The organism is Pandoraea thiooxydans (assembly GCF_001931675.1).
GTDB lineage: Bacteria > Pseudomonadota > Gammaproteobacteria > Burkholderiales > Burkholderiaceae > Pandoraea > Pandoraea thiooxydans.
The window spans coordinates 4186492-4205586 of record NZ_CP014839.1 but is presented as its reverse complement, the minus strand read 5'-3'; the positions used below and the strand labels follow the sequence as shown (position 1 = coordinate 4205586).

At 66.6% G+C, this 19095-nt stretch carries 21 protein-coding genes; 11 read left to right on the top strand and 10 right to left on the bottom strand.

Annotated elements, in window-relative coordinates; all coding sequences use genetic code 11:
• Window positions 1-44: 44 nt before the first annotated feature.
• The 11 genes from fliH to fliR all read left to right on the top strand — a co-directional run bounded on the left by fliH (window position 45) and on the right by fliR (window position 8612).
• A complete protein-coding gene (gene fliH / locus PATSB16_RS19420) occupies window positions 45-677 on the top strand; it encodes a flagellar assembly protein FliH (RefSeq protein WP_047215635.1) in 633 nt (210 codons plus the stop codon).
• Window positions 671-2296, top strand: a complete 1626-nt coding sequence (gene fliI / locus PATSB16_RS19415) for a flagellar protein export ATPase FliI (protein WP_083566613.1) — start codon at window positions 671-673, stop codon at window positions 2294-2296. The genes fliH and fliI overlap by 7 nt, the downstream gene beginning before the upstream one ends.
• Before the next feature lie 27 nt (window positions 2297-2323).
• On the top strand, window positions 2324-2794 hold the full coding sequence (gene fliJ, locus PATSB16_RS19410; RefSeq protein ID WP_047215634.1) for a flagellar export protein FliJ: 471 nt from the start codon (window positions 2324-2326) through the stop codon (window positions 2792-2794).
• Window positions 2788-4110: a flagellar hook-length control protein FliK gene (locus PATSB16_RS19405; protein WP_052892757.1), complete on the top strand. Its 1323-nt coding sequence runs from the start codon at window positions 2788-2790 to the stop codon at window positions 4108-4110. The genes fliJ and PATSB16_RS19405 overlap by 7 nt, the downstream gene beginning before the upstream one ends.
• A gap of 286 nt (window positions 4111-4396) precedes the next feature.
• On the top strand, window positions 4397-4870 hold the full coding sequence (fliL, locus tag PATSB16_RS19400; protein ID WP_047216774.1) for a flagellar basal body-associated protein FliL: 474 nt from the start codon (window positions 4397-4399) through the stop codon (window positions 4868-4870).
• Between the two features lie 7 nt (window positions 4871-4877).
• Entirely contained in the window at window positions 4878-5882 is a 1005-nt protein-coding gene (gene fliM, locus PATSB16_RS19395; protein WP_047215633.1) for a flagellar motor switch protein FliM, read from the top strand.
• Window positions 5875-6264 carry a flagellar motor switch protein FliN gene (gene fliN, locus PATSB16_RS19390; protein WP_047215632.1) on the top strand — a complete coding sequence of 130 codons (390 nt, stop codon included), beginning with the start codon at window positions 5875-5877 and terminating at the stop codon, window positions 6262-6264. The genes fliM and fliN overlap by 8 nt, the downstream gene beginning before the upstream one ends.
• Complete coding sequence (gene fliO / locus PATSB16_RS19385) at window positions 6261-6746, top strand: flagellar biosynthetic protein FliO (protein WP_083566612.1); 486 nt, start codon at window positions 6261-6263, stop codon at window positions 6744-6746. The genes fliN and fliO overlap by 4 nt, the downstream gene beginning before the upstream one ends.
• Window positions 6746-7525, top strand: a complete 780-nt coding sequence (gene fliP / locus PATSB16_RS19380) for a flagellar type III secretion system pore protein FliP (RefSeq protein ID WP_047215631.1) — start codon at window positions 6746-6748, stop codon at window positions 7523-7525. Before fliO ends, fliP begins: the two co-directional genes overlap by 1 nt.
• 12 nt (window positions 7526-7537) lie before the next feature.
• Window positions 7538-7807 (top strand): flagellar biosynthesis protein FliQ, encoded by a 270-nt coding sequence (gene fliQ, locus PATSB16_RS19375; protein ID WP_047215630.1) that lies wholly within the window; start codon window positions 7538-7540, stop codon window positions 7805-7807.
• Between the two features lie 16 nt (window positions 7808-7823).
• Window positions 7824-8612 (top strand): flagellar biosynthetic protein FliR, encoded by a 789-nt coding sequence (fliR, locus tag PATSB16_RS19370; RefSeq protein WP_047215629.1) that lies wholly within the window; start codon window positions 7824-7826, stop codon window positions 8610-8612.
• Window positions 8613-8644: 32 nt separating this feature from the next.
• Here fliR and flgL read toward each other — a convergent pair whose 3' ends face one another.
• The 10 genes from flgL to flgC form a co-directional block, all read right to left on the bottom strand.
• Window positions 8645-10180: a flagellar hook-associated protein FlgL gene (flgL, locus tag PATSB16_RS19365; protein WP_047215628.1), complete on the bottom strand. Its 1536-nt coding sequence runs from the start codon at window positions 10178-10180 to the stop codon at window positions 8645-8647.
• 26 nt (window positions 10181-10206) lie between these two features.
• Window positions 10207-12180: a flagellar hook-associated protein FlgK gene (gene flgK / locus PATSB16_RS19360; protein ID WP_047215627.1), complete on the bottom strand. Its 1974-nt coding sequence runs from the start codon at window positions 12178-12180 to the stop codon at window positions 10207-10209.
• Between the two features lie 121 nt (window positions 12181-12301).
• The gene (gene flgJ, locus PATSB16_RS19355) at window positions 12302-13195 is read right to left on the bottom strand and encodes a flagellar assembly peptidoglycan hydrolase FlgJ (RefSeq protein WP_047215626.1); all 894 of its coding nucleotides are present in this window, start codon (window positions 13193-13195) and stop codon (window positions 12302-12304) included.
• A gap of 9 nt (window positions 13196-13204) precedes the next feature.
• Window positions 13205-14350, bottom strand: coding sequence for a flagellar basal body P-ring protein FlgI (locus PATSB16_RS19350; protein WP_047215625.1), 1146 nt, complete (start codon window positions 14348-14350; stop codon window positions 13205-13207).
• Window positions 14350-15027 carry a flagellar basal body L-ring protein FlgH gene (locus PATSB16_RS19345; RefSeq protein ID WP_047215624.1) on the bottom strand — a complete coding sequence of 226 codons (678 nt, stop codon included), beginning with the start codon at window positions 15025-15027 and terminating at the stop codon, window positions 14350-14352. Before PATSB16_RS19345 ends, PATSB16_RS19350 begins: the two co-directional genes overlap by 1 nt.
• A gap of 34 nt (window positions 15028-15061) precedes the next feature.
• Window positions 15062-15844, bottom strand: coding sequence for a flagellar basal-body rod protein FlgG (flgG, locus tag PATSB16_RS19340; protein ID WP_047215623.1), 783 nt, complete (start codon window positions 15842-15844; stop codon window positions 15062-15064).
• Window positions 15845-15890: 46 nt separating this feature from the next.
• On the bottom strand, window positions 15891-16634 hold the full coding sequence (locus PATSB16_RS19335; RefSeq protein ID WP_047215622.1) for a flagellar basal body rod protein FlgF: 744 nt from the start codon (window positions 16632-16634) through the stop codon (window positions 15891-15893).
• Window positions 16635-16665: 31 nt separating this feature from the next.
• Window positions 16666-17913 (bottom strand): flagellar hook protein FlgE, encoded by a 1248-nt coding sequence (gene flgE / locus PATSB16_RS19330; protein ID WP_047215621.1) that lies wholly within the window; start codon window positions 17911-17913, stop codon window positions 16666-16668.
• A 51-nt stretch (window positions 17914-17964) separates the two neighbouring features.
• Window positions 17965-18675 carry a flagellar hook assembly protein FlgD gene (locus tag PATSB16_RS19325; RefSeq protein ID WP_047215620.1) on the bottom strand — a complete coding sequence of 237 codons (711 nt, stop codon included), beginning with the start codon at window positions 18673-18675 and terminating at the stop codon, window positions 17965-17967.
• Window positions 18676-18687: 12 nt separating this feature from the next.
• Complete coding sequence (flgC, locus tag PATSB16_RS19320; RefSeq protein WP_047215619.1) at window positions 18688-19089, bottom strand: flagellar basal body rod protein FlgC; 402 nt, start codon at window positions 19087-19089, stop codon at window positions 18688-18690.
• Window positions 19090-19095 lie beyond the last annotated feature (6 nt).

Below are 19095 nucleotides of genomic sequence, written 5' to 3'. Positions count from 1 at the left end.
GAGACGACCGGCGGTAAAGCGATCCGCCCCAGCGGGGGTCGCCCATGAGCTCCAGCGTGATCCCCAAGGAGCGCCTGAGCGCCTACCAGCGCTGGGAAATGGCTTCGTTCGACGCCGCACCGCCGGTGCGCGAAGACCCGGCCGCCGCGGCCGAGCTCGCGCAACGACGCGAAGCCGCGCGCAACGAAGGACACGCCGCGGGCTATCAGGCGGGTTACCAGGCCGGCCTCGAAGCCGGCACGGCGGCCGGGCAGGCACAAGTGCAAGCCCAGGCCGAGCACCTGCGCACGCTGGCGGCCGCCTTCACAGACGCGCTGGACGCGCTCGACCGTGAAATCGCCGACACGCTGGTCAGCCTGGCGCTCGACATCGCCCACCAGGCGTTGCGGCAAACCCTCGCGGTGCGCCCGGAGGCGCTGCTGCCGGCAGTGCGCGAAGTGCTGGCCAGCGAGACCATCGGCGACGCTCCACGTCTGCTGCTCAACCCGGAAGATATCGGGCTGGTGCAGTCACATCTGCAGGACGAACTCGAGGCCGGCGGCTGGACCGTGCGCGCCGATCCGACGATCGCGCGCGGCGGCTGCCGAGCCCAATCGGCCAGCGGCGAAATCGACGCGAGCCTGCCGACCCGGTGGGCACGGGTGGCGGCCGCTCTCGGGAAACAGCAGACATGGTGAATCTCGATCCGATCCCGGCGGCACCCGACGCGCCGCGCCGCGCCAATCTCGCCGTTCAGCCTGACGCCCACAGCGCGGACAACCCCGATGACGCGCCGGACCTGCTGGAGCCGGCGCCTGACAACAACGACCAGACCCGGCCGCGCGTTCGCCTGTGGGACGAGACGCCGGCCGCCGCAACACCTGCCATCGCGGAGCCGGATCAGCACGCATCGAACCCGCGTCACGACCTGCGCGATGCCCACTTACTGCGCTGGCGCAACCGGATGCAGGCGGTGCTGCCGCGCCTGCGGGCCTGCGAACCGTCACGGACCTGCGGACGCCTGACGCGTGCCGCCGGACTGGTGCTCGAAGCCGTCGGCCTGCGGCTGCCGGTGGGCAGCGGATGCCTGATCGAATTGCCGGTGCACGACCCGCAGCGCGATCCGGCCACGGCCGAGGCCGAGGTGGTGGGCTTCGCCGGCGAGCGCCTGTTCCTGATGCCGCAAACCGAGGCCGCCGGCCTGCTGCCCGGCGCCCGCGTATTTCCACTCGAAGCCGAGGCCGGTGCCCCGGCCGCACCCGCCACCGGCGGCAAGCGCCTGCCGGTAGGCGACGCGCTGCTCGGGCGCGTGGTCGACGGCGCCGGCCGCCCGCTCGACGACCTCGGCCCGTTGGGCCATGCCGACAGCGCATCGCTGAGCACGACGCCGATCAACCCGCTGAGCCGCGCGCCGATCGACACCCCGCTGGACGTCGGCGTGCGCGCCATCAACGCCCTGCTCACCGTCGGGCGCGGGCAGCGCATGGGCCTGTTCGCCGGCAGCGGCGTGGGCAAGAGCGTGCTGCTCGGCATGATGGCCCGCTACACCAGCGCCGACGTGATCGTGGTCGGACTGATCGGCGAGCGCGGCCGCGAAGTCAAGGATTTCATCGAAAACATTCTGGGTGCCGAGGGCCTGGCCCGCGCCGTGGTGGTGGCCGCGCCGGCCGACGTCTCGCCGCTGGTGCGCATGCAGGGCGCGGCCTACGCCACCACACTGGCCGAACATTTTCGCGACCAGGGCAAGGACGTGCTGCTGATCATGGATTCGCTCACGCGCTATGCGATGGCCCAGCGCGAAATCGCACTGGCCATCGGCGAGCCGCCGGCTACCAAGGGCTATCCGCCGTCGGTGTTCGCCAAGCTGCCGGCGCTGGTCGAGCGTGCCGGCAACGGCGCCCAGGGCGGCGGCTCGATCACCGCCTTCTACACCGTGCTGACCGAAGGCGACGACCAGCAGGATCCGATCGCCGATGCCGCGCGCGCAATTCTCGACGGCCACATCGTGCTCTCGCGCGATCTGGCCGAGGCCGGCCACTACCCGGCCATCGACATCGAAGCCTCGATCAGCCGCGCCATGGTCGCGCTGGTCGACGACCGGCAGTTCGACGACGTGCGCCGCTTCAAGCAGATGCTCTCGCGCTACCAGCGCAACCGCGACCTGATCAGCGTGGGTGCCTACGCGGCCGGGCGCGATCCGCAGCTCGATCAAGCCATCGCGCTATACCCGCAGCTCGAGGCCTTTTTGCAGCAGGGCATGCGCGAGCGCGCCGGCTACCAGGACAGCGCGACGCAGCTTCACGCGCTGCTGAGCTGAGCGGCCGCCCCTTTTTGAGGAAACGACATGGCAGAGCACCTACCGCTGAATTTACTGACCGAACTGGCGCAGCAGGATCTCGACGACGCCGCCCGCAAGCTCGGCGCCCAGCAGGCTCAGCGTACCGAAGCCGAGCGGCAGCTGCAGGCACTGGTGGCCTACCGGCACGAATATCGCAACCGGCTGCAAACGGCCACGCAAGACGGCATGGCCGCCGCCGGCTGGCGCAATTTCCAGCAATTCATCGACACGCTCGACGTGGCGATCGGCCGCCAGCGCGACTTGCTCGTCCTGGCCGAGCAGAAAGTCGCCGCGGCCCAGCACGACTGGCAACAGCACAAACAGCGTCTGAATTCGTTCGAAACCCTGGCCAGCCGTGCGCAGGCCCGTGAGGACGTGCGCACAGCCAGGCGCGAGCAAAAAGACAACGACGAATACGCGGCCAAGCTAAGCCGGTCGCGTCAAACTCTGCACGATACAAAGGAACGCGCATGTTGAACGTCTCGCCCGTCAACCAGGGCGGCGCCGCCGCCAGCGCGAGCACCAGCGCCAGCCCGGCCAGCGGCAGCGCCGACGGCACTTTCGGCGCGCTGCTCGATCAGCAGGTCAATGCCGAGCCTGCCGTCAACGCGGCACCGTCCGGCAACGGCTCGGCCGACCAGGCCGGCGCCTCGCCGAGCCCATCGCCCCATGCCTCGACGAGTACCTCGTCGAGTGGCACCAACGGCACCAAGGGCGCCGATGGGTCGACCGGCAAAACCGCTCAGGATGCCGATCAAACCGACCAGCACGACGCGCACCACGCCACCCCGGCCCCAGGCACGCCCGATGCGGCGCTGGCCTGCGCGCTGGCGGCCATGGCAGGTCATCTGCCGGTGCAGGCCGGCGCAGGCAACGCCTCGACGGCGACCGGCACCGGCACGCCGGCCACGGCTCCGGCGGCGCTGGCCGCCACCGGCACGAATGGCGCCGCCAAGCGCCCGGCGGGGCCGGTTGGCGCCGCGCTGCTCGCCGGCGCAAGCGCAGACGCCCAGGGCGACGCCGCCCCGGGCACTCAGATTCGGGCCGATGCGGCAGCCGGGAAAATGCTCGGGCAAGACGGCGCGAAATCGGGCAAGAGCGCGGCTGCCGCGACTTCGCCGGGCAACTCGCGGCAGGCCGGCGCAGCCGCCGACGGGCACGGCGCGACACAAAATGCGCTGCTCGATCAGCTCGCGCAAGCGGTGCAGGCAAGCCAGGCGAATCAAGCCACGCAAACCGCGCAGGCGGCCGCGCAAATCCAGGCCGCCCAGGCCGGCACCAACACTGCGGCCGCCGCGCAGCCCGCCGTCCCGCTGCAGGCCGCCGCACCCCTGGTGATGACGCTCACCCCGCACCTGGACGACAGCGCCCATTGGGGCCAGGCGTTCAGCCAGCAGGTGGTGTGGCTGAGCAGCGCGCACCAGCAAAGCGCGGCGCTGCAGTTGAATCCGCCCGATCTCGGGCCGCTGCACGTGGTGCTCAACGTGGCCGACAACCAGGCCCAGGCGCTGTTCGTCTCGGCCCACGCGGCGGTACGCGACGCCGTGCAGGCGGCCTTGCCGCAGTTGCGCGCGTCGCTGGCCGACAACGGTATCGCGCTGGGCAACACCATGGTCAGCGCCGATTCGTCGCAACAGCAGCAGGCGTTCCAGCAGTTCAACGCCCAGGCGCGGCAAAACGGCTCGCGCCAGAGCGGCCCGGCCAGCCTCGGCGGTGTCGGCTCAGTCACCGGCACAGCCGCCGCCACGGCCGCCGCGCGCATCGCGCGAGGGCTGGTCGACACCTTCGCCTGAGGTCGGTCAGCGAGCCGGCGCCCCCCGGGCGCACCGATTCACTCACCCGACCTCATCCCGCCTCACCGCGCGGCCCCGCATGCCGGCCGCCGCGCCGGCAAAATCGTCTTGATGCGTCTTGCCGCGCCTGGCTTGCCTTTGATTCGCCCTGGCCTGCGCGAATACGCCTAAAGTCCGCTTCGGTTTTTGCCGTTAAGACACGAGTAGGACGTCTTTGTCCTTTCTATTCGGCCGATCGCAAGATCGATTCGTGACCGACAATACTTCCCAGATTCAGGTAATTACGATGGCAAATCCCGCAACCCCGCAACCCGCCGCCGCCAAGCGGCGTCCCTGGCTCCTGATTGGCATCGTATTGCTACTGATGAGCGTGACCGGTACGGCCGCCGCGGTCTATTTGATGCACCGGAACAAGTCCGATGCGCATCGAGTCAAGCCGCCGGCACCCCCGGTTTTTGTATCGATGGAACCCTTTACGGTCAATCTGGCGGATACCGACAGCGACCGTTACCTGCATATCGGGCTGGCACTGAAAGTGAGCGACACCACCAACCAACAGCGCATCGTCGAACACATGCCGGAAGTGCGCAGCCGCATCCTGCTGCTGCTGGCCAGCAAGCAGGTCAGCGACCTCGGCACGATCGCCGACAAGCACAAGCTGGCCAGCGAGATCCGCACCCTGGTCGATCAGCCGTTCGGCGCCGGGCTGCCCGCGCAGCAGGTCACCAACGTCCTGTTCACCGATTTCGTGATTCAGTGAGTCGCTCATGGCACACGAGGAGTTTCTGTCGCAGGAAGAAGTCGATGCCCTTCTGAAGGGCGTCACCGGCGAGCCAGAGGACAACTCCGCGGCCATCGACCTGGCGGGCGTGCGCCCGTACAACCTGGCGACCCAGGAACGCATCGTGCGCGGGCGCATGCCCACGCTGGAAATCATCAACGACCGTTTCTCCCGCCTGCTGCGCATCGCGCTGTTCAATTTCATGCGCCGCAGCTCCGAAATCTCGGTCGGCCCGGTGCGCGTGCAGAAGTACAGCGAGTTCATCCGCAACCTGCCGGTGCCGACCAACCTGAACCTGGTTCATATCAAGCCGTTGCGCGGCACCGCGCTGTTCGTGTTCGATCCGAACCTGGTTTTCCTGGTGGTCGACAATCTGTTCGGCGGCGACGGTCGCTTCCATACCCGTGTCGAGGGTCGCGACTTCACGCAGACCGAGCAGCGCATCATCCAGCGGATGCTGCAACTGGTATTCGACAGCTACGGCGAGTCGTGGCGGCCGGTGCACCCCGTTGAATTCGAATACGTGCGTGCCGAAATGCACACGCAATTCGCCAACGTGGCAACCCCCAACGAAGTGGTGGTTACCACGACGTTCGACATCGAGTTCGGCTCGACCGGCGGCGAGCTGCATATCTGCATGCCGTATTCGATGATCGAGCCGCTGCGCGATCATCTGTCCAGCCCGTTGCAGGGCGAGGCGCTGGAAGTCGACAAGCGCTGGGTGCGCCTGCTTTCGCAACAGGTGCAAAGCGCCGAGGTCGAACTGGTGGTCAACCTGACCGAAGTCGACGTCACGCTCGCGCAGATCGTCAATATGCGCGCCGGCGACGTGATCCCGGTGGAAATGCCGGAGACCCTGACGGCCAAGGTCGGCGGCGTGCCGGTCATGGAGTGCGGCTATGGCATTTTCAACGGCCAGTATGCATTGCGCGTGAACCAAATGATCAATCACGCGCAAAACGAATCATTCAAGGAACCGGATCATGAGTGACACGCCCGATACCGCGCTGGACGACTGGGCCAGCGCAATGGCCGAGCAAAATACCGCCACGGCCACCGCCACGCCGGCCGCATTTCAACCGCTGGTGGGCAGCGGTGCGCCCGCGCTGCACAACGATATCGACATGATTCTCGATATTCCCGTGCAGCTGACGGTGGAACTGGGACGCACCAAGATCGCCATCAAGAGCCTGCTGCAACTCGCGCAAGGCTCGGTGGTGGAACTCGACGGCCTGGCCGGCGAGCCGATGGACGTACTGGTCAACGGCTACCTGATCGCGCAAGGCGAAGTGGTGGTGGTCAACGACAAATTCGGCGTGCGGCTGACCGACATCATCACGCCCTCCGAACGCATTCGCAAACTGAATCGATGAAATCCCCGCATTACTCCACCGCCCGGGCGGCGCTGAGCACCCGGATCGCCCTGCTCGCGCTCGGCGCCGGCGTGGCGCTGCCGGCGCATGCGGCCGGCCAGGCCGCCGCCCATGCGGTCGACGTCCCGAGCCTGGGCGCGGCCGGTTTCATGCAGGCCGCCTTCGGGCTGGTGCTGGTGCTCGCGCTGGTCTTCGGCTGCGCGTGGCTGGCCAAGCGCTTCGGGCTGCAGCGCCCGCTCGCCGGCGGCCCGGTCAAGGTCATCGGCGGCGCCTCGGTGGGCCAGCGCGAACGCGTCGTGGTGGTATCGGTGGCCGGCGACTGGCTGGTGCTGGGCGTGGCCCCCGGCCAGGTGCGCACGCTGCACACCATCGCGGCCGATCAGGTGCCGCCCGACCTGCCCGCGCCGGCGCCCGGCGCGGCTGCCGCCAGTGCCATGCAGTTCGCGCAACGCCTGCAACAAAAGCTGCGCAAGGACCGCTGATGGACGCGTCGTCGAACCTCGCGCCATCGCGCCGCCGCTGGCTGCCGGCCGCTTGCCTGGCCATGGTGCTGCTGGGTCTGCCGGCGCTGTCGTTCGCGCAGGCCGCGCTGCCCGCGCTGACCACCTCGCCAGCGCCTGGCGGCGGCCAGACCTACTCGCTCAGCGTGCAGACCATGCTGCTGCTGACCTCGCTGAGCTTCCTGCCGGCAATATTGCTGATGATGACCGGCTTCACCCGCATCATCATCGTGCTCTCGCTGCTGCGTCAGGCGCTCGGCACGCAGTCGACGCCGCCCAATCAGGTGCTCATCGGACTGGCGCTGTTCCTGACCTTTTTCGTCATGTCGCCGGTGCTCGACCAGGCCTACAACAACGCCTACAAGCCGTTCGAGGCCAATCAGCTGAGCTTCGAGCAGGCCGTGCAGCGCGGCGCGCAGCCGTTTCGCACATTCATGCTCAAGCAGACCCGCGAGGCCGATCTGGCGCTGTTCGCCAAAATCGCCAAGACCCCGCCGATGCAGGGACCCGAAGATGTGCCGATGCGCATTCTCGTGCCGGCGTTCGCCACCAGCGAGCTGAAAACCGCATTCCAGATCGGCTTCACGATTTTCATCCCGTTCCTGATCATCGATCTGGTGGTCGCCAGCGTGCTGATGTCGATGGGCATGATGATGGTGTCGCCGGCCACGGTCTCGCTGCCGTTCAAGCTGATGCTGTTCGTGCTGGTCAACGGCTGGCAGCTCCTGCTGGGCTCGCTGGCGAAAAGCTTCGTTTTCTGAGGGCCGTTCATCATGACTCCCGAAACCGTCATGGGCCTGGCCCACCAGGCCATGGTCATCACCCTGCTGCTGGCCGCGCCGCCGCTGCTGGTGGCGCTGGCCGCCGGCCTGCTGGTCAGCCTGTTCCAGGCCGCCACGCAAATCAACGAAATGACGTTGTCGTTCATCCCCAAGCTGCTGGCGGTGTTCGCCACGCTGGTGATCGCCGGTCCGTGGATGCTCAACCTGATGACCGACTATATGCGCCAGATCCTCGATGCCATTCCCGGCATGGTGAGCTAGGCCGCGCCGGTGTGACGTGATCACCTTTAGCGAAGCGCAGCTCAGCGCGGTGGTGGTCAGCTTCCTGTGGCCGTTCGTGCGCATCCTGGGGCTGATGAGCACCGCGCCGCCATTCAACGAGAGCAATATTCCGACGCTGGTGAAAGTCGGCCTGGCCGCCGTGATCGCCCTGATCGTCGCCCCCACGCTGCCGGCCTTGCCGGCACTCACGCCATTCTCCCTGGCCGGGTTATGGATTCTCGGGCAGCAGGTGCTGATCGGCGTGGCGCTGGGCTTCGTCATGCAAGTGATCTTCGCCGCCGCGCAAACCGCCGCCGATTATGTCGGACTGCAAATGGGCCTGAGTTTCGCGGTGCTGATCAACCCCGGCAGCGACGGCAGCACCGACGTGCTGAGCAAGCTGTTCAATATGATCGCCATTCTGGCGTTTCTGGCGTTCAACGGCCATCTGACCATGCTCGCGGCGCTGGTCGACAGCTTCCAGCTGCTGCCGATCGGCGGCGCGCCGCTGGCCGCCGCCGGCTGGCACCTGCTGGCGCTCAAGGGGGCCGACATTTTCATGATCGGCCTGTTGCTGGCGCTGCCGCTGATCGCCGCGCTGTTGCTGGCGAATCTGGCGCTCGGCATTCTCAACCGCGCCGCGCCGCAACTGAATATCTTCGCGGTCGGCTTCCCGTTGACCCTGCTGACCGGGCTGCTGGTGCTGGAGCTGCTGATGCCGCGCTTCGCGCCGATGTTCCAGCATATGTTCACCACCGGCATCGATCTGATGAATCAGATCAGCGCCGCACTCAAGGGCCCGTGAGCCGCGGCGCGCACTGTGCGCGCCGGCCGGACCTACTGGATCAGGCTGAACAGCGACAGCTGCTGGATCTGCAGAAAGGTTTTCTGCGCGCCCTGCAGCGCCGCCTGCGTCTGTGAAAATTTGGTGACCGCGCTGTTCCAGTCGACATCCATGAGATTCGACAGCTGCGTCTGGTATTGCAGATTGTTGCTGCTGCTTTGCGAGCTCAGCGTGGTGACCTGATCGATGCGCGCGCCGACGCTGGCGCGCACGGTCAGCACGTTGTTCAACGCATTGCTGAACTGCTGGTTGTAGGTTGCCAGCGCATTGGTCAGGCTGGCCTGCGCGCCGGGGCCGTCACCGGCATTCTTGAGCGTCTGGATCAGGCCGCTGAGCGCGACAAACACGTTCGTGCTGACCGGCGTGCTGGGCGTCACGTTGAAACTGTCGCCGTTGGCAGGGCTGCCGGAAAAACTCAGCTGCTGGCCGCCGAAGGCGATCGGCTGGCCCGCCGTGTAGGTGCCGGTGACCGGCGTGGCCGCCGTGTTGGTCAAGTCCTGCACCGTGTAAGTGGTGGCCGAGGTGAGCGGATCGACCGCGAAGGAAATCTGGAATTTGTCGCCGATGGCCGGGTCGGCCGGGTTGGTCACCGAGAGCGGGCCGTAGGTCGCGCTGCCGGTGTTGGCGCTGTTCGCGGTCACCGCGCTGGAACCGCCGCCCGCGCCGGCGGCCGGCGCGATGGTGAAACTGTCGGCGTTGGCCGGCGCACCGGAGATGCTCACCTGCTTGCCGCCGAACGAAATCGCCTGGCCCGCTGCGTATACCCCGGTGACCGGCGCGTTCGCCGTGTTGGTGAGATCCTGCACGGTGTAATGGGTGGTCGGCGGCGTGGTGGTGTTGTCGACCGTGAACGACAGTTGGAATTTATCGTTGGCGGCCGGGTCCGCGGCATTGGTCACCGACACCTGGCTGAAGGTGGCCGTGCCGGTGTTGTTCGGGCTGGCGCTGATCACGTCGCTGGCCGCGCCGCCCTGCACGCGCGCGAAGATGTCGCTGCCGATATCGCTGGTGGCCAGCTGCAGATTGGCGCTGACCTGCACCATGCGCTGCCCCTGGTCGCCCACGTAGACCGCGCCGCCCGGCTGATCGACGAATGGCGCGGTATTGCCCTGATAGCCTGAGAACAGGTACTTGCCGTTGCCGTCCTGGCTATTGGCCAGCGACAGCAATTGGCTGTAGCTGGCCTGCAACTGGCTGGCAATGGCGTTGCGCCCGCCCGTGCTCAGTGTCGGGTCGCCCGCCGCGACGATTTGCGACATGACGCTTTGCATCACGTTGGTGACGTTGCCCAGGATGCTGTCTTCCTGCGACAGCGCGGTCTTCACGGCGCCGTCGTTGGCGCCGTACTGGGTATTGATGGCACTGGCCTGCGACACGCTCACGGCTTCGGCCGCCGCGCTCGGATCGTCGCTCGGCGTGAGCACGCGCGAGCCGCTGCTCAATTGCTGCTGGATCGTCAGCAGCTGGCTGGTCTGGTCCTGCATCGCCTGCAGGCCCTGCTGGTAGATCATGCTGGTGCTGATGCGCATGGTGCTTTGCTCCGCGTGGCGAGGGCTCAGGGATTGAGATTCAGGATCGTATCGAACAGCGTCGACGCGATCTGAATCACTTTGCTGTTGGCCTGGTACATCTGCTGGTAGTTGAGCAAATTGGCCGCCTCTTCGTCCATGTTCACCCCCGACACCGAGGATTGCGCGTTGGTCGCCTGCTTGAGCAGATTGGACTGCGCGGTGCTGGTGGTCTGATATTGCGAGGTCGTCGAGCCGATGTCGGACACCAGCTTGGCGTAGACATCGGTAAAGCTGGCGGTGCCGCCGGCCATGGTTTTGGCCGTTTGCAACGCAGACAGCAATTGGCCGTTGCGGCTGTCCGACACGCCCGACGTGTTGGGCGACACGGTGAACGTGTCGCCGTTGGCCGGCGCGCCGCTCAAATTGACCGTGATGCCGCCGAACGACAATTGGGTCGGCGTGCCCGGCGTGTACGGCACGGGGGTGCCGGCCGCATAGGTGGTGGCAGTGCCGTTGACGGTGGCCGTCACCGCCGCGCCGGCCGGCGAAAAGCTCAGCGTGCTGGGCGGCCCGCCGTTGTAGGTCAGCGTCACGGGCGAACTCAGCGGCGCGGCCAGATAAGTCGCGTCGACCGAGCCGGCGTCGATTGCGCCGCTGCCGGTATTCGCGCTGCCCTTGGCAGTGGCCACCGCCCCGGCCAGCGCGAGCTTGGACGGGTCGGTCATGGTCACGGCGAGGCTGGAGGCGGCGTCGCGAGTCGGCAAGATGGTGAACTTGTCGCCGGCGGCAAGCGGGTTGGTCACGCTCAACTGCAAGCCGTCCGGATAAGTGCCGTTGGTATTTTTCAGCGGCAGCGAGGTGCCGCTCCAGGTCGTGCCGTCGGAGGTGCGCGTAAGCGTGTAGTTGGTGCCGTCGTAAGCCAGCGTGTAATCGCTGGTGGTGAGCTGCGCGGCGTTGGCCACGGTCGCGCTCACGCCGCCGGTGGCCGAGTTGGCGGCATTGGCCAGCACCGTCGGCGGCGCGACCGAAAAGATGTTGCCGCCGGGCTGTCCGTTCAGATCGATGCCCAGCTGGTTCTGGCCGTTGAAGCTGTCGGCCAGCGTGAGCGCCATGGCGCCCAGTGCATTCTGGGTCGGGTTCAGCGTTTGCGCGCGGAAGCTCAGCAGCCCGGCGAGCGCGCCGCCGGCGATGCTGCCCTCGGGCACCGCCACGGTGGTGCCCGAGGGCCCTTGGTAACCGATCGTCGTCTGGGTCGGATCGGACGCCGACGGGACCGCCTTGAGCGAGAAATTCTGCTGCCCCATCACCAGCGTCTGGCCGGTGCCGATGAATACGTTGTAGCTGCCGTCGCTGGCCTTGACGACGTTGGCCTGCACCAACTGATTCAGGCTCGCCACGGCCTGGTCGCGCTGGTCGAGCAGCGCATTGGGCGCGGCGCCGTTGCTGCTGGTCTGGGCCGTCAGGATCGCCTGGTTGAGCGAGGCGATCTGCTTGGCGTAGCTGTTGACTTGCGTGACGTCGTCGCCGATCTGACCATTCACGCTGGTGCTCAGCTGCGACAGGCTGCCGCTGAGCGACTGGAACGTGGTGGCCAGCGACTGGGCCGCGCCCAGCACGGTCTGGCGCGTGGCCGCGTCACCCGGCGCGGAACTCGCCGTCTGCAGCTGCGCGAACAGGTTGCTCAGCGACGACGACAGCCCCGCGGTGGGCGAGCCCAGCATGTTGTCGATCTGCTGCACCTGCTGGTAATAGGTATTGAGCTGGCTGTACTGGGTCTGCGACTGGTTGACCTGCGCCGCGAGGAACTGGCTGTAGACGCGATTGACGCCGCTGACCTGCACGCCGGTCCCCAGGTAGCCGACGCCGGCGAACGAGCCGACCCCTTCCTGGTAACCGACGGTCTCGCGGTTATAGCCGGCGGTGCCGGAATTGGCGATGTTGTTGCCGGTGGTGGTCAGTCCGAACTGCGCGGCATCCAGCCCACTCACCCCGATACTTGTCAGGCCTGCAATGCTCATGGTGTCCCTGGCGATCCGTTGGTTGCGGCCGCGCTCGCTCGCGCGGCCTGTCCTTGTCTCGTGTTAACGGCCGCGCGCGCGAAAAATTGAGCCCGCCGGCGCGGCCGCTCCGGTACCGCGATCACGTCATCTGGCGGATGACGCTCATCAATTTGCTGGCGTAATGCGGATCGGTCGCATAACCGGCGCGCTGCAAGCCCTGCGCGAACGAGCGGGCGTCGCCCGCCGAGGCCACGACCTGCGCATAGCGGGGATTGCCGCGCAACAGATTGGCGTAGTCGGTAAACGCCTCCTGGTACGACCCGTAGGCGCGGAATTTGGCCTTCACGCGCGTGGCCACGCCGTGGATATATTCAGTGGTCATCGCTTCGACCACCGGGCCGTGCCAGTCCTTGCCCGCCTTGATGCCGAACAGGTTGTGGCTGGCACTGCCGTCGGCGCGCCGGATTTCGTGCTTGCCCCAGCCTGACTCGAGTGCGGCCTGGCCCAGCATGAAGTTGGCCGGAATCCCGGTTTTCGCGCTGGCGCCTTGCGCGGCGCCGGCCAGACGGTCGACGAAGTTGCCCGCCACCGTACCGTCATGGCGCGGCGCCGGCACGCCGACCGCGCCGGCCTCCTCGAATGGGCGGCCGGTCAGCGGCACCGGCGCGGGAGCGGCGCGCAGCGGCGTAGTGCCGGGCTGCAGGCCGGCGGCACGATCCAACTGACGCAGCATCATGTCGGCCAGGCCGATGCCCTTGGTGGAGGTCTCTTGCGAGAGCTGCTGGTCGAGCATCTCGGTATATGTCTGCGTCTGGTTGTCGCCTTCGAACAACGCGCCGGGCACGCTGGAGGCATCGCGCATGCTCTGCAGCAGCATCTGCGTAAATACCGCCTCGAACTGGCGCGCGGCCGACTGCACGCCGGCGCGCGGGTCGGTGCGCACCGCCTGGCGCAGCGCGTTGACGCTTTGCACGTCGAGCGCCAGGCGCTGGCTCAGATCGCCCGGCTGTCCGATGAGAGGGGAATCGCTCATACCGCTTCCTCAGATGATTTCCAGGTCGGCGTGCAGGGCGCCGGCCGCTTTCATGGCTTGCAGGATCGACATCAGGTCGCCCGGCGTGGCGCCCAGCGTATTGAGTGCCTTGACCACGTCGGCCAGCGAGGCGCCCGAGCTGAGCAGGTGCAGGCCGCCCGCATCCTGCTGCAGCGAGACCTGCGAATTCGGCACCACCACGGTCTGGCCGTTGGAGAACGGCGCCGGCTGGCTGGCGGTCTGGGTGGTGTTGATCACCACCGACAGATTGCCGTGCGCCACCGCGCAGCTATCGATGGTGACGGTCTGGTTCATCACCACCGAGCCGGTGCGTGCATTGAGGATCACCTTGGCGCGCGCCAGCGACGGCCGCACGTCGATATTTTCGACCTGCGCCAGAAAATCCACGCGGGCCGACGGATCGAGCGGCGAATGCAGCATGATGACGCGCCCGTCGAGCGCATTGGCGGTATTCGATCCAAAGCGCTGGTTGATCGCATTGGTGACCCGCTCGGCAGTGCCGAAGTCGGTCGTGTTCAGCTCCAGGCGCACCACGCCGGGCTGGCCGCCCATCGTGGTCGGCACGCCGCGCTCGACAATGGCGCCGCCGTTGATGCGGCCGCCGGCCAGTTGATTGACCTGCACGCTGCTGCCATTGGACGAGGCGCCGGCCCCGCCGACCAGCAGATTGCCCTGGGCGATCGCATAGACGCGGCCGTCGGCCCCCTTGAGCGGGGTCATCAGCAGCGTGCCGCCGCGCAGGCTCTTGGCATTGCCCATCGAGGACACCACCACGTCGATCTGCTGGCCTGGCTGGGCAAACGGCGGCAAGGTCGCGGTAACCATCACCGCGGCGACGTTCTTGAGCTGCATATTGGTGCCGGGCGCCACCGTGATGCCCAGCTGCGACAGCATATTGGTCAGGCTTTGGGTGGTAAACGGCGTCTGCATGGTCTGGTCGCCGCTGTTGTCCAGACCGACCACCAGGCCGTAACCGATCAGCGGGTTGTCGCGCACCCCCTGAATCGAGGCCAGATCCTTGAGGCGCTCGGCGTGCGCCGGCGCGGCGGCAACGGCCGCCAGCCCGGCCGCGGCCAGCAGTGCCAGTCCCCAGCGGGCCAGGCGCAAACGTTGGAATAAGGTCGGCAACATCATCAGAAAGGTAAAACGTTAAGGAAAAAGCGCTGCAGCCAACCCATGGTCTGTGCTTCGTTGATCGCGCCCTTGCCGCGATAGACGATGCGCGCGTCGGCCACTTGGGTGGACGACACAGTGTTGGTGCCGGAAATGCTCGCCGGATTCACCACGCCGGAAAAGCGGATGTCTTCGGTGCCCTGGTTGATCGCGATCTGCTTCTCGCCGGCGACCACCAGATTGCCGTTGGACAACACCTGCAATACCGTCACGGTGATGGTGCCGGTGAAAACGTTGTTGGCATCGGCGTCGCCCTTGGCGGCGAACTGGTTCGCGCCGTTGACCGAGGTGGTCTGGTTGTTGAACAGACCGCCCACCATCCCGGGAATCGACGGGAAAGAGAATCCCGCGCTGCCCGAGCGGCTGGTGTCGGTGGCCGAGTTCTTGCTGGCCGCGGTCTTTTCGTTGATCACGATGGTCAGGATGTCGCCGACATTGCGCGGGCGCAAATCCTCGAACAAAGGCCGGTTGGCGAATTCCGGCCGGTAGATCGCGCCGTCCGGATCGGGTTTGACCGGCTCGGGCGGCGGCCGCGCGGTCGTCGGCCCCTCCACCACGGGTTCCTGCGGAAAATAGGCGCAGCCGCCCAGGCACAGCAGCCCAAGCACGACCCACCAAGCGGCCCAACGAAATTTCATATCCAGTTCTGCCCGAAAACCTGCCCCGCCGGGCTCAAAGCTGCGTCAGGGTCTGCAGCATCTGGTCCGATGCCGTGACCGCCTTACTGTTGATCTGATAGGCCCGCTGCGCCTGGATCATGTTGACCAGCTCCTCCACCACGTTGACGTTGGACGACTCCACGTAATTCTGGGCCAGCGTGCCCGAGCCATTGGTGCCCGGCGCGGTCACGTTCGGCGCGCCCGAGGCCGCGGTCTCGAGATACAGGTTCTGCCCCTTGCTTTGCAGCCCCGCGTTATTCACGAAGGTGGCCAGCTGAATCGTGCCGACCTGCACGTTGGCGGCCGAGCCGGGCTGCGTGACCGACACCACGCCGTCGGTGCCGATGGTCATGGTCAGGGCGTTGGCCGGGATGGTGATGGCCGGCTGCAGCGGATAGCCGCTGGCGGTCACCAGCTGGCCATTGCTGTCTTTCGTAAACGAGCCGTCGCGCGTGTAGCCGGTGGTGCCATCGGGCAACAGGACCTGAAAAAAGCCGTCGCCCTGGATCGCCACGTCGTTCGGATTGCCGGTCTGCTGCGGGTTGCCCTGGGTGAAAATCTTCTCGGTCGATACCGGCTCGACCCCGGTGCCCAGCTGCAGCCCGGACGGCAACTGGGTCTGCTGCGAGGACTGCGCGCCCGGCTGGCGGATGGTCTGGTACATCAGGTCTTCGAACACCGCGCGGCTTTTCTTGAAGCCGGTGGTGCTGACGTTGGCCAGGTTGTTCGAAATCACGTCCATTTCGGTTTGCTGGGCATCCATGCCGGTCTTGGCGATGTATAGCGAGCGAATCATGCGGCGTTCTCCTGCGGGAATCGGGGGCGGGTGCGCTGGCGGCGCGTCAGTTGAAGCTCAATAACTGGTTGGCGCTTTGGTCGTTGGTGTCGGCGTTTTGCAGCACCTTCATGTGCATCTGAAAATCGCGTGCCTGGGCGATCATGTCGACCATTCCGGTGACCGGATTGACATTGCTGCCCTCCAGCGCGCCCGAGAGCACCGTGACGTTCGGATCGGCCGGCGCCGGCTGGCCGCTGACCAGGCGAAACAGCCCGTCGTCGCCGCGCACCAGCGAGGACGTCGGCGGGTTGACCAGCTTGAGCTGGCCGATCACCGCCACCGAGTTGGGCGGGTCGCCCTGCCCGAGCGCCGAGATGGTGCCGTCCTTGGCAATCGTGATGGCCGCGCCGGGCGGCACTGCCAGCGGCCCGCTGGAGCCCATCACCGGCAAGCCGTTGATGGTCAGCTGGCCGCCGTCCGGATTGATCTGGATATCGCCGGCGCGCGTGTAGGCCTCGCCGCCGTTGGCGGTATTGACGGCCAGCCAGCCGTCGCCCTGCACCGCGACGTCCAGCGGGCGGCCGGTCTGCATGATCGGACCCGGCGTGAAATCGGCCCCCGGGGTCGAGGCGGTGACGAACACGCGGGTCGGATCGCCGCTGCCGCCGACCACCGGCACTTGCCGATAGGCGCTGAGCTGCGCCCGAAAACCCGGCGTGGAGACGTTCGCCACATTGTTTTCGGTCACGGCCTGCTGTTCGAAGGCCTGTTGCGCACCGCTGAGCGCCAGATAAATCACGCGATCCATGGGGTCCTCCGCGGCAAGCGAGCGGCGTGCATTACAGGTTCACCAGCGTCTGCACCAGCTGGTTCTCCGTCTTGATGGTCTGCGCATTGGCCTGGTAGTTACGCTGCGCGGTGATCATGTTGACCAGTTCGGCCGTGAGGTTGACGTTCGAGCTCTCGACCGCGCCCGACTGCAGGCTGCCGAGGTTGGAGCTGCCCGGCACGCCGACCTTGGGTGCGCCCGAAGTGGCCGACTCCACCCACGCGTTGTTGCCGGTAGGCACCAGCCCCTGCGGGTTATTGAAGTTGGCCAGCGCGACCTGGCCCAGGGTGGCCGACTGCCCGTTCGAATAGGTCCCGGTGATGATGCCGTCGGTGCCGATCGTGAACCCGCTCAACTGGCCGGTGGCGTAGCCGTTGGGCTGCAGCGCGTTGACCGCATAGGTGCTGCCGTATTGCGTGGTGCCGTTCAGGGTCAGCGTCATGTTGCTCACGCTCGACGAGCCGTTGCCGTAACTGATGGTGGGCAGCGTGATCGGCCCGCCGCCGCTGGCCAGCCCGCCGGCGGTATTGAACTGCAGCGTGTCGATCAAGCCCGGCGCGGTGCCGATCGGCGTGCTGCCGTCGATCGTGCCATACACGTTCCAGGTGCCCAGGCCGGTGACCGGGTCCGGGCCGCGATTGACGAAATACAGGTTGACCGAATGCTGGTTGCCCAGCGAGTCGTAGACATTGACCGAGGTGCCGTTGGTGTAGGTCGTTGTGTCGGCCGGATTGAACGCCGTGGTCGAGGGAATCGCCGCGGTGCGTGAATCCAGGTTGAATTGCCCGGCGATCGTCGAGGTGGCCATCGGCGCGATGTAGCCGGTCGGAATCTGCAGGTCCTGCGGGCTGACGCTGTTGATCACGCCGGTCGTGTTGGCGCCATAGCCGGTCAGGCGATCGCCATTGGCGTTGACGATGTAGCCGTTCTTGTCGAGCTGGAACTGACCGTTGCGCGAATACACCGTGGTGCCGTTGTCGTTGAGCCGGAACAGGCCATTGCCGTTGATCGCCAGGTCGAGCGACTGGTTGGTCACGGTCGGGTCGCCCTGCGTGAACTGCTGCTCGACGCCGGTCACGCGCGTGCCCATGCCGATCTGATTATTGCCGGAGCCCGACATCGAGTTGGCGTAGATGTCGGAGAACAGCGCCTCGCCCTCCTTGAAGCCGACGGTGCTGGCATTGGCCACGTTGTTGCCGATCACGTCCAGATTCTGGGACGCCGCATCGAGGCCGCTCAAAGCTGTGGAAAAACTCATATCAAACCCCTTGGAAGCGAATGCAGCTGACGCACATGCGTCAGGCCGCGCCTACAAAATTTCCTGGACACTGCTCAGGCTGACCACGCCGCCTGTGCCGAGATTGAGTGACGGCGCGCCGTTGGCGCCGGTCACCACGCTGCTGACCACCTGATAGTTCAATGCCGTCGGCCCGACGTTCTGGCCATTGGCGGTGGCGGTGACTTTCACGGTGTAGCTGCCGTCGGCGACCGTGACGCCGTTGTTGTCCTTGCCGTCCCACGTCAGCACCTGGGGCCCGGCGGCCAGCGCGCCCTCGTGCAGGGTGCGCACCGTCGCGCCGCTTGGGCTGACGATATCGACCGTGACGGTGTCGGCTGCGGCCGGCAGCTGAACGCCGAACGGCGTCGCCTGTCCGCCGCTCACGCCCACCGTGCTGCCCGGCACCAGCACGCCCTTGCCGACCAGGCCGGCGGCCTGCAGGTTCTGCGACGAGTTGATCTGGCCGGTGATCGACGAGAGCGTCGTGTTGAGCTGGTTCAGGCCGCTGACGGTGCTGATCTGCGCCAGTTGCGAGGTCACCTGCGAGTTGTCCATCGGGTTGAGCGGGTCCTGATTGTTCATCTGCGCCACCAGCAGTTGCAGAAAGTTGTTCTGCAGGCTGGTCGCGCTGCTGCCGGAGGCGCTGCTCGAGCCCGAGGCGCCGCTGCTGCCGCCGGTGCCGTTGACGGCATCCAGAAAACTGCTGGAAAACTGGCCGTTCGAGCCGGTAATGGTGGTCATGGCGGCGCTCCGTTATTGGCCGATCGTGAGTGTCTTGAGCATCAACGTCTTGGCCGTGTTGAGCACTTCGACGTTGGCCTGGTACGAACGCGAGGCCGAAATCATGTTGACCATTTCGTCGGTCATGTCGACGTTGGGCATGGTCACGTAGCCTTTGGCGTCGGCCGCCGGGTTTTTCGGGTCGTAGACCTGTTTCATCGGCGACGGGTCCTGGATCACGCCCGCCACGCGCACGCCACCCACGCCCTGGCCGGCCGGATCGACCTGAAACACCACCTGCCGCGCGCGATAGGGCTGGCCGTCCGGACCCGTCACGCTGTCGGCGTTGGCCATGTTGCTGGCGGCCACGTTCATGCGCTCGGACTGTGCGGTCATGGCCGAACCGGCCACGTCGAAAATGCTCATCATTGCCATGGATTC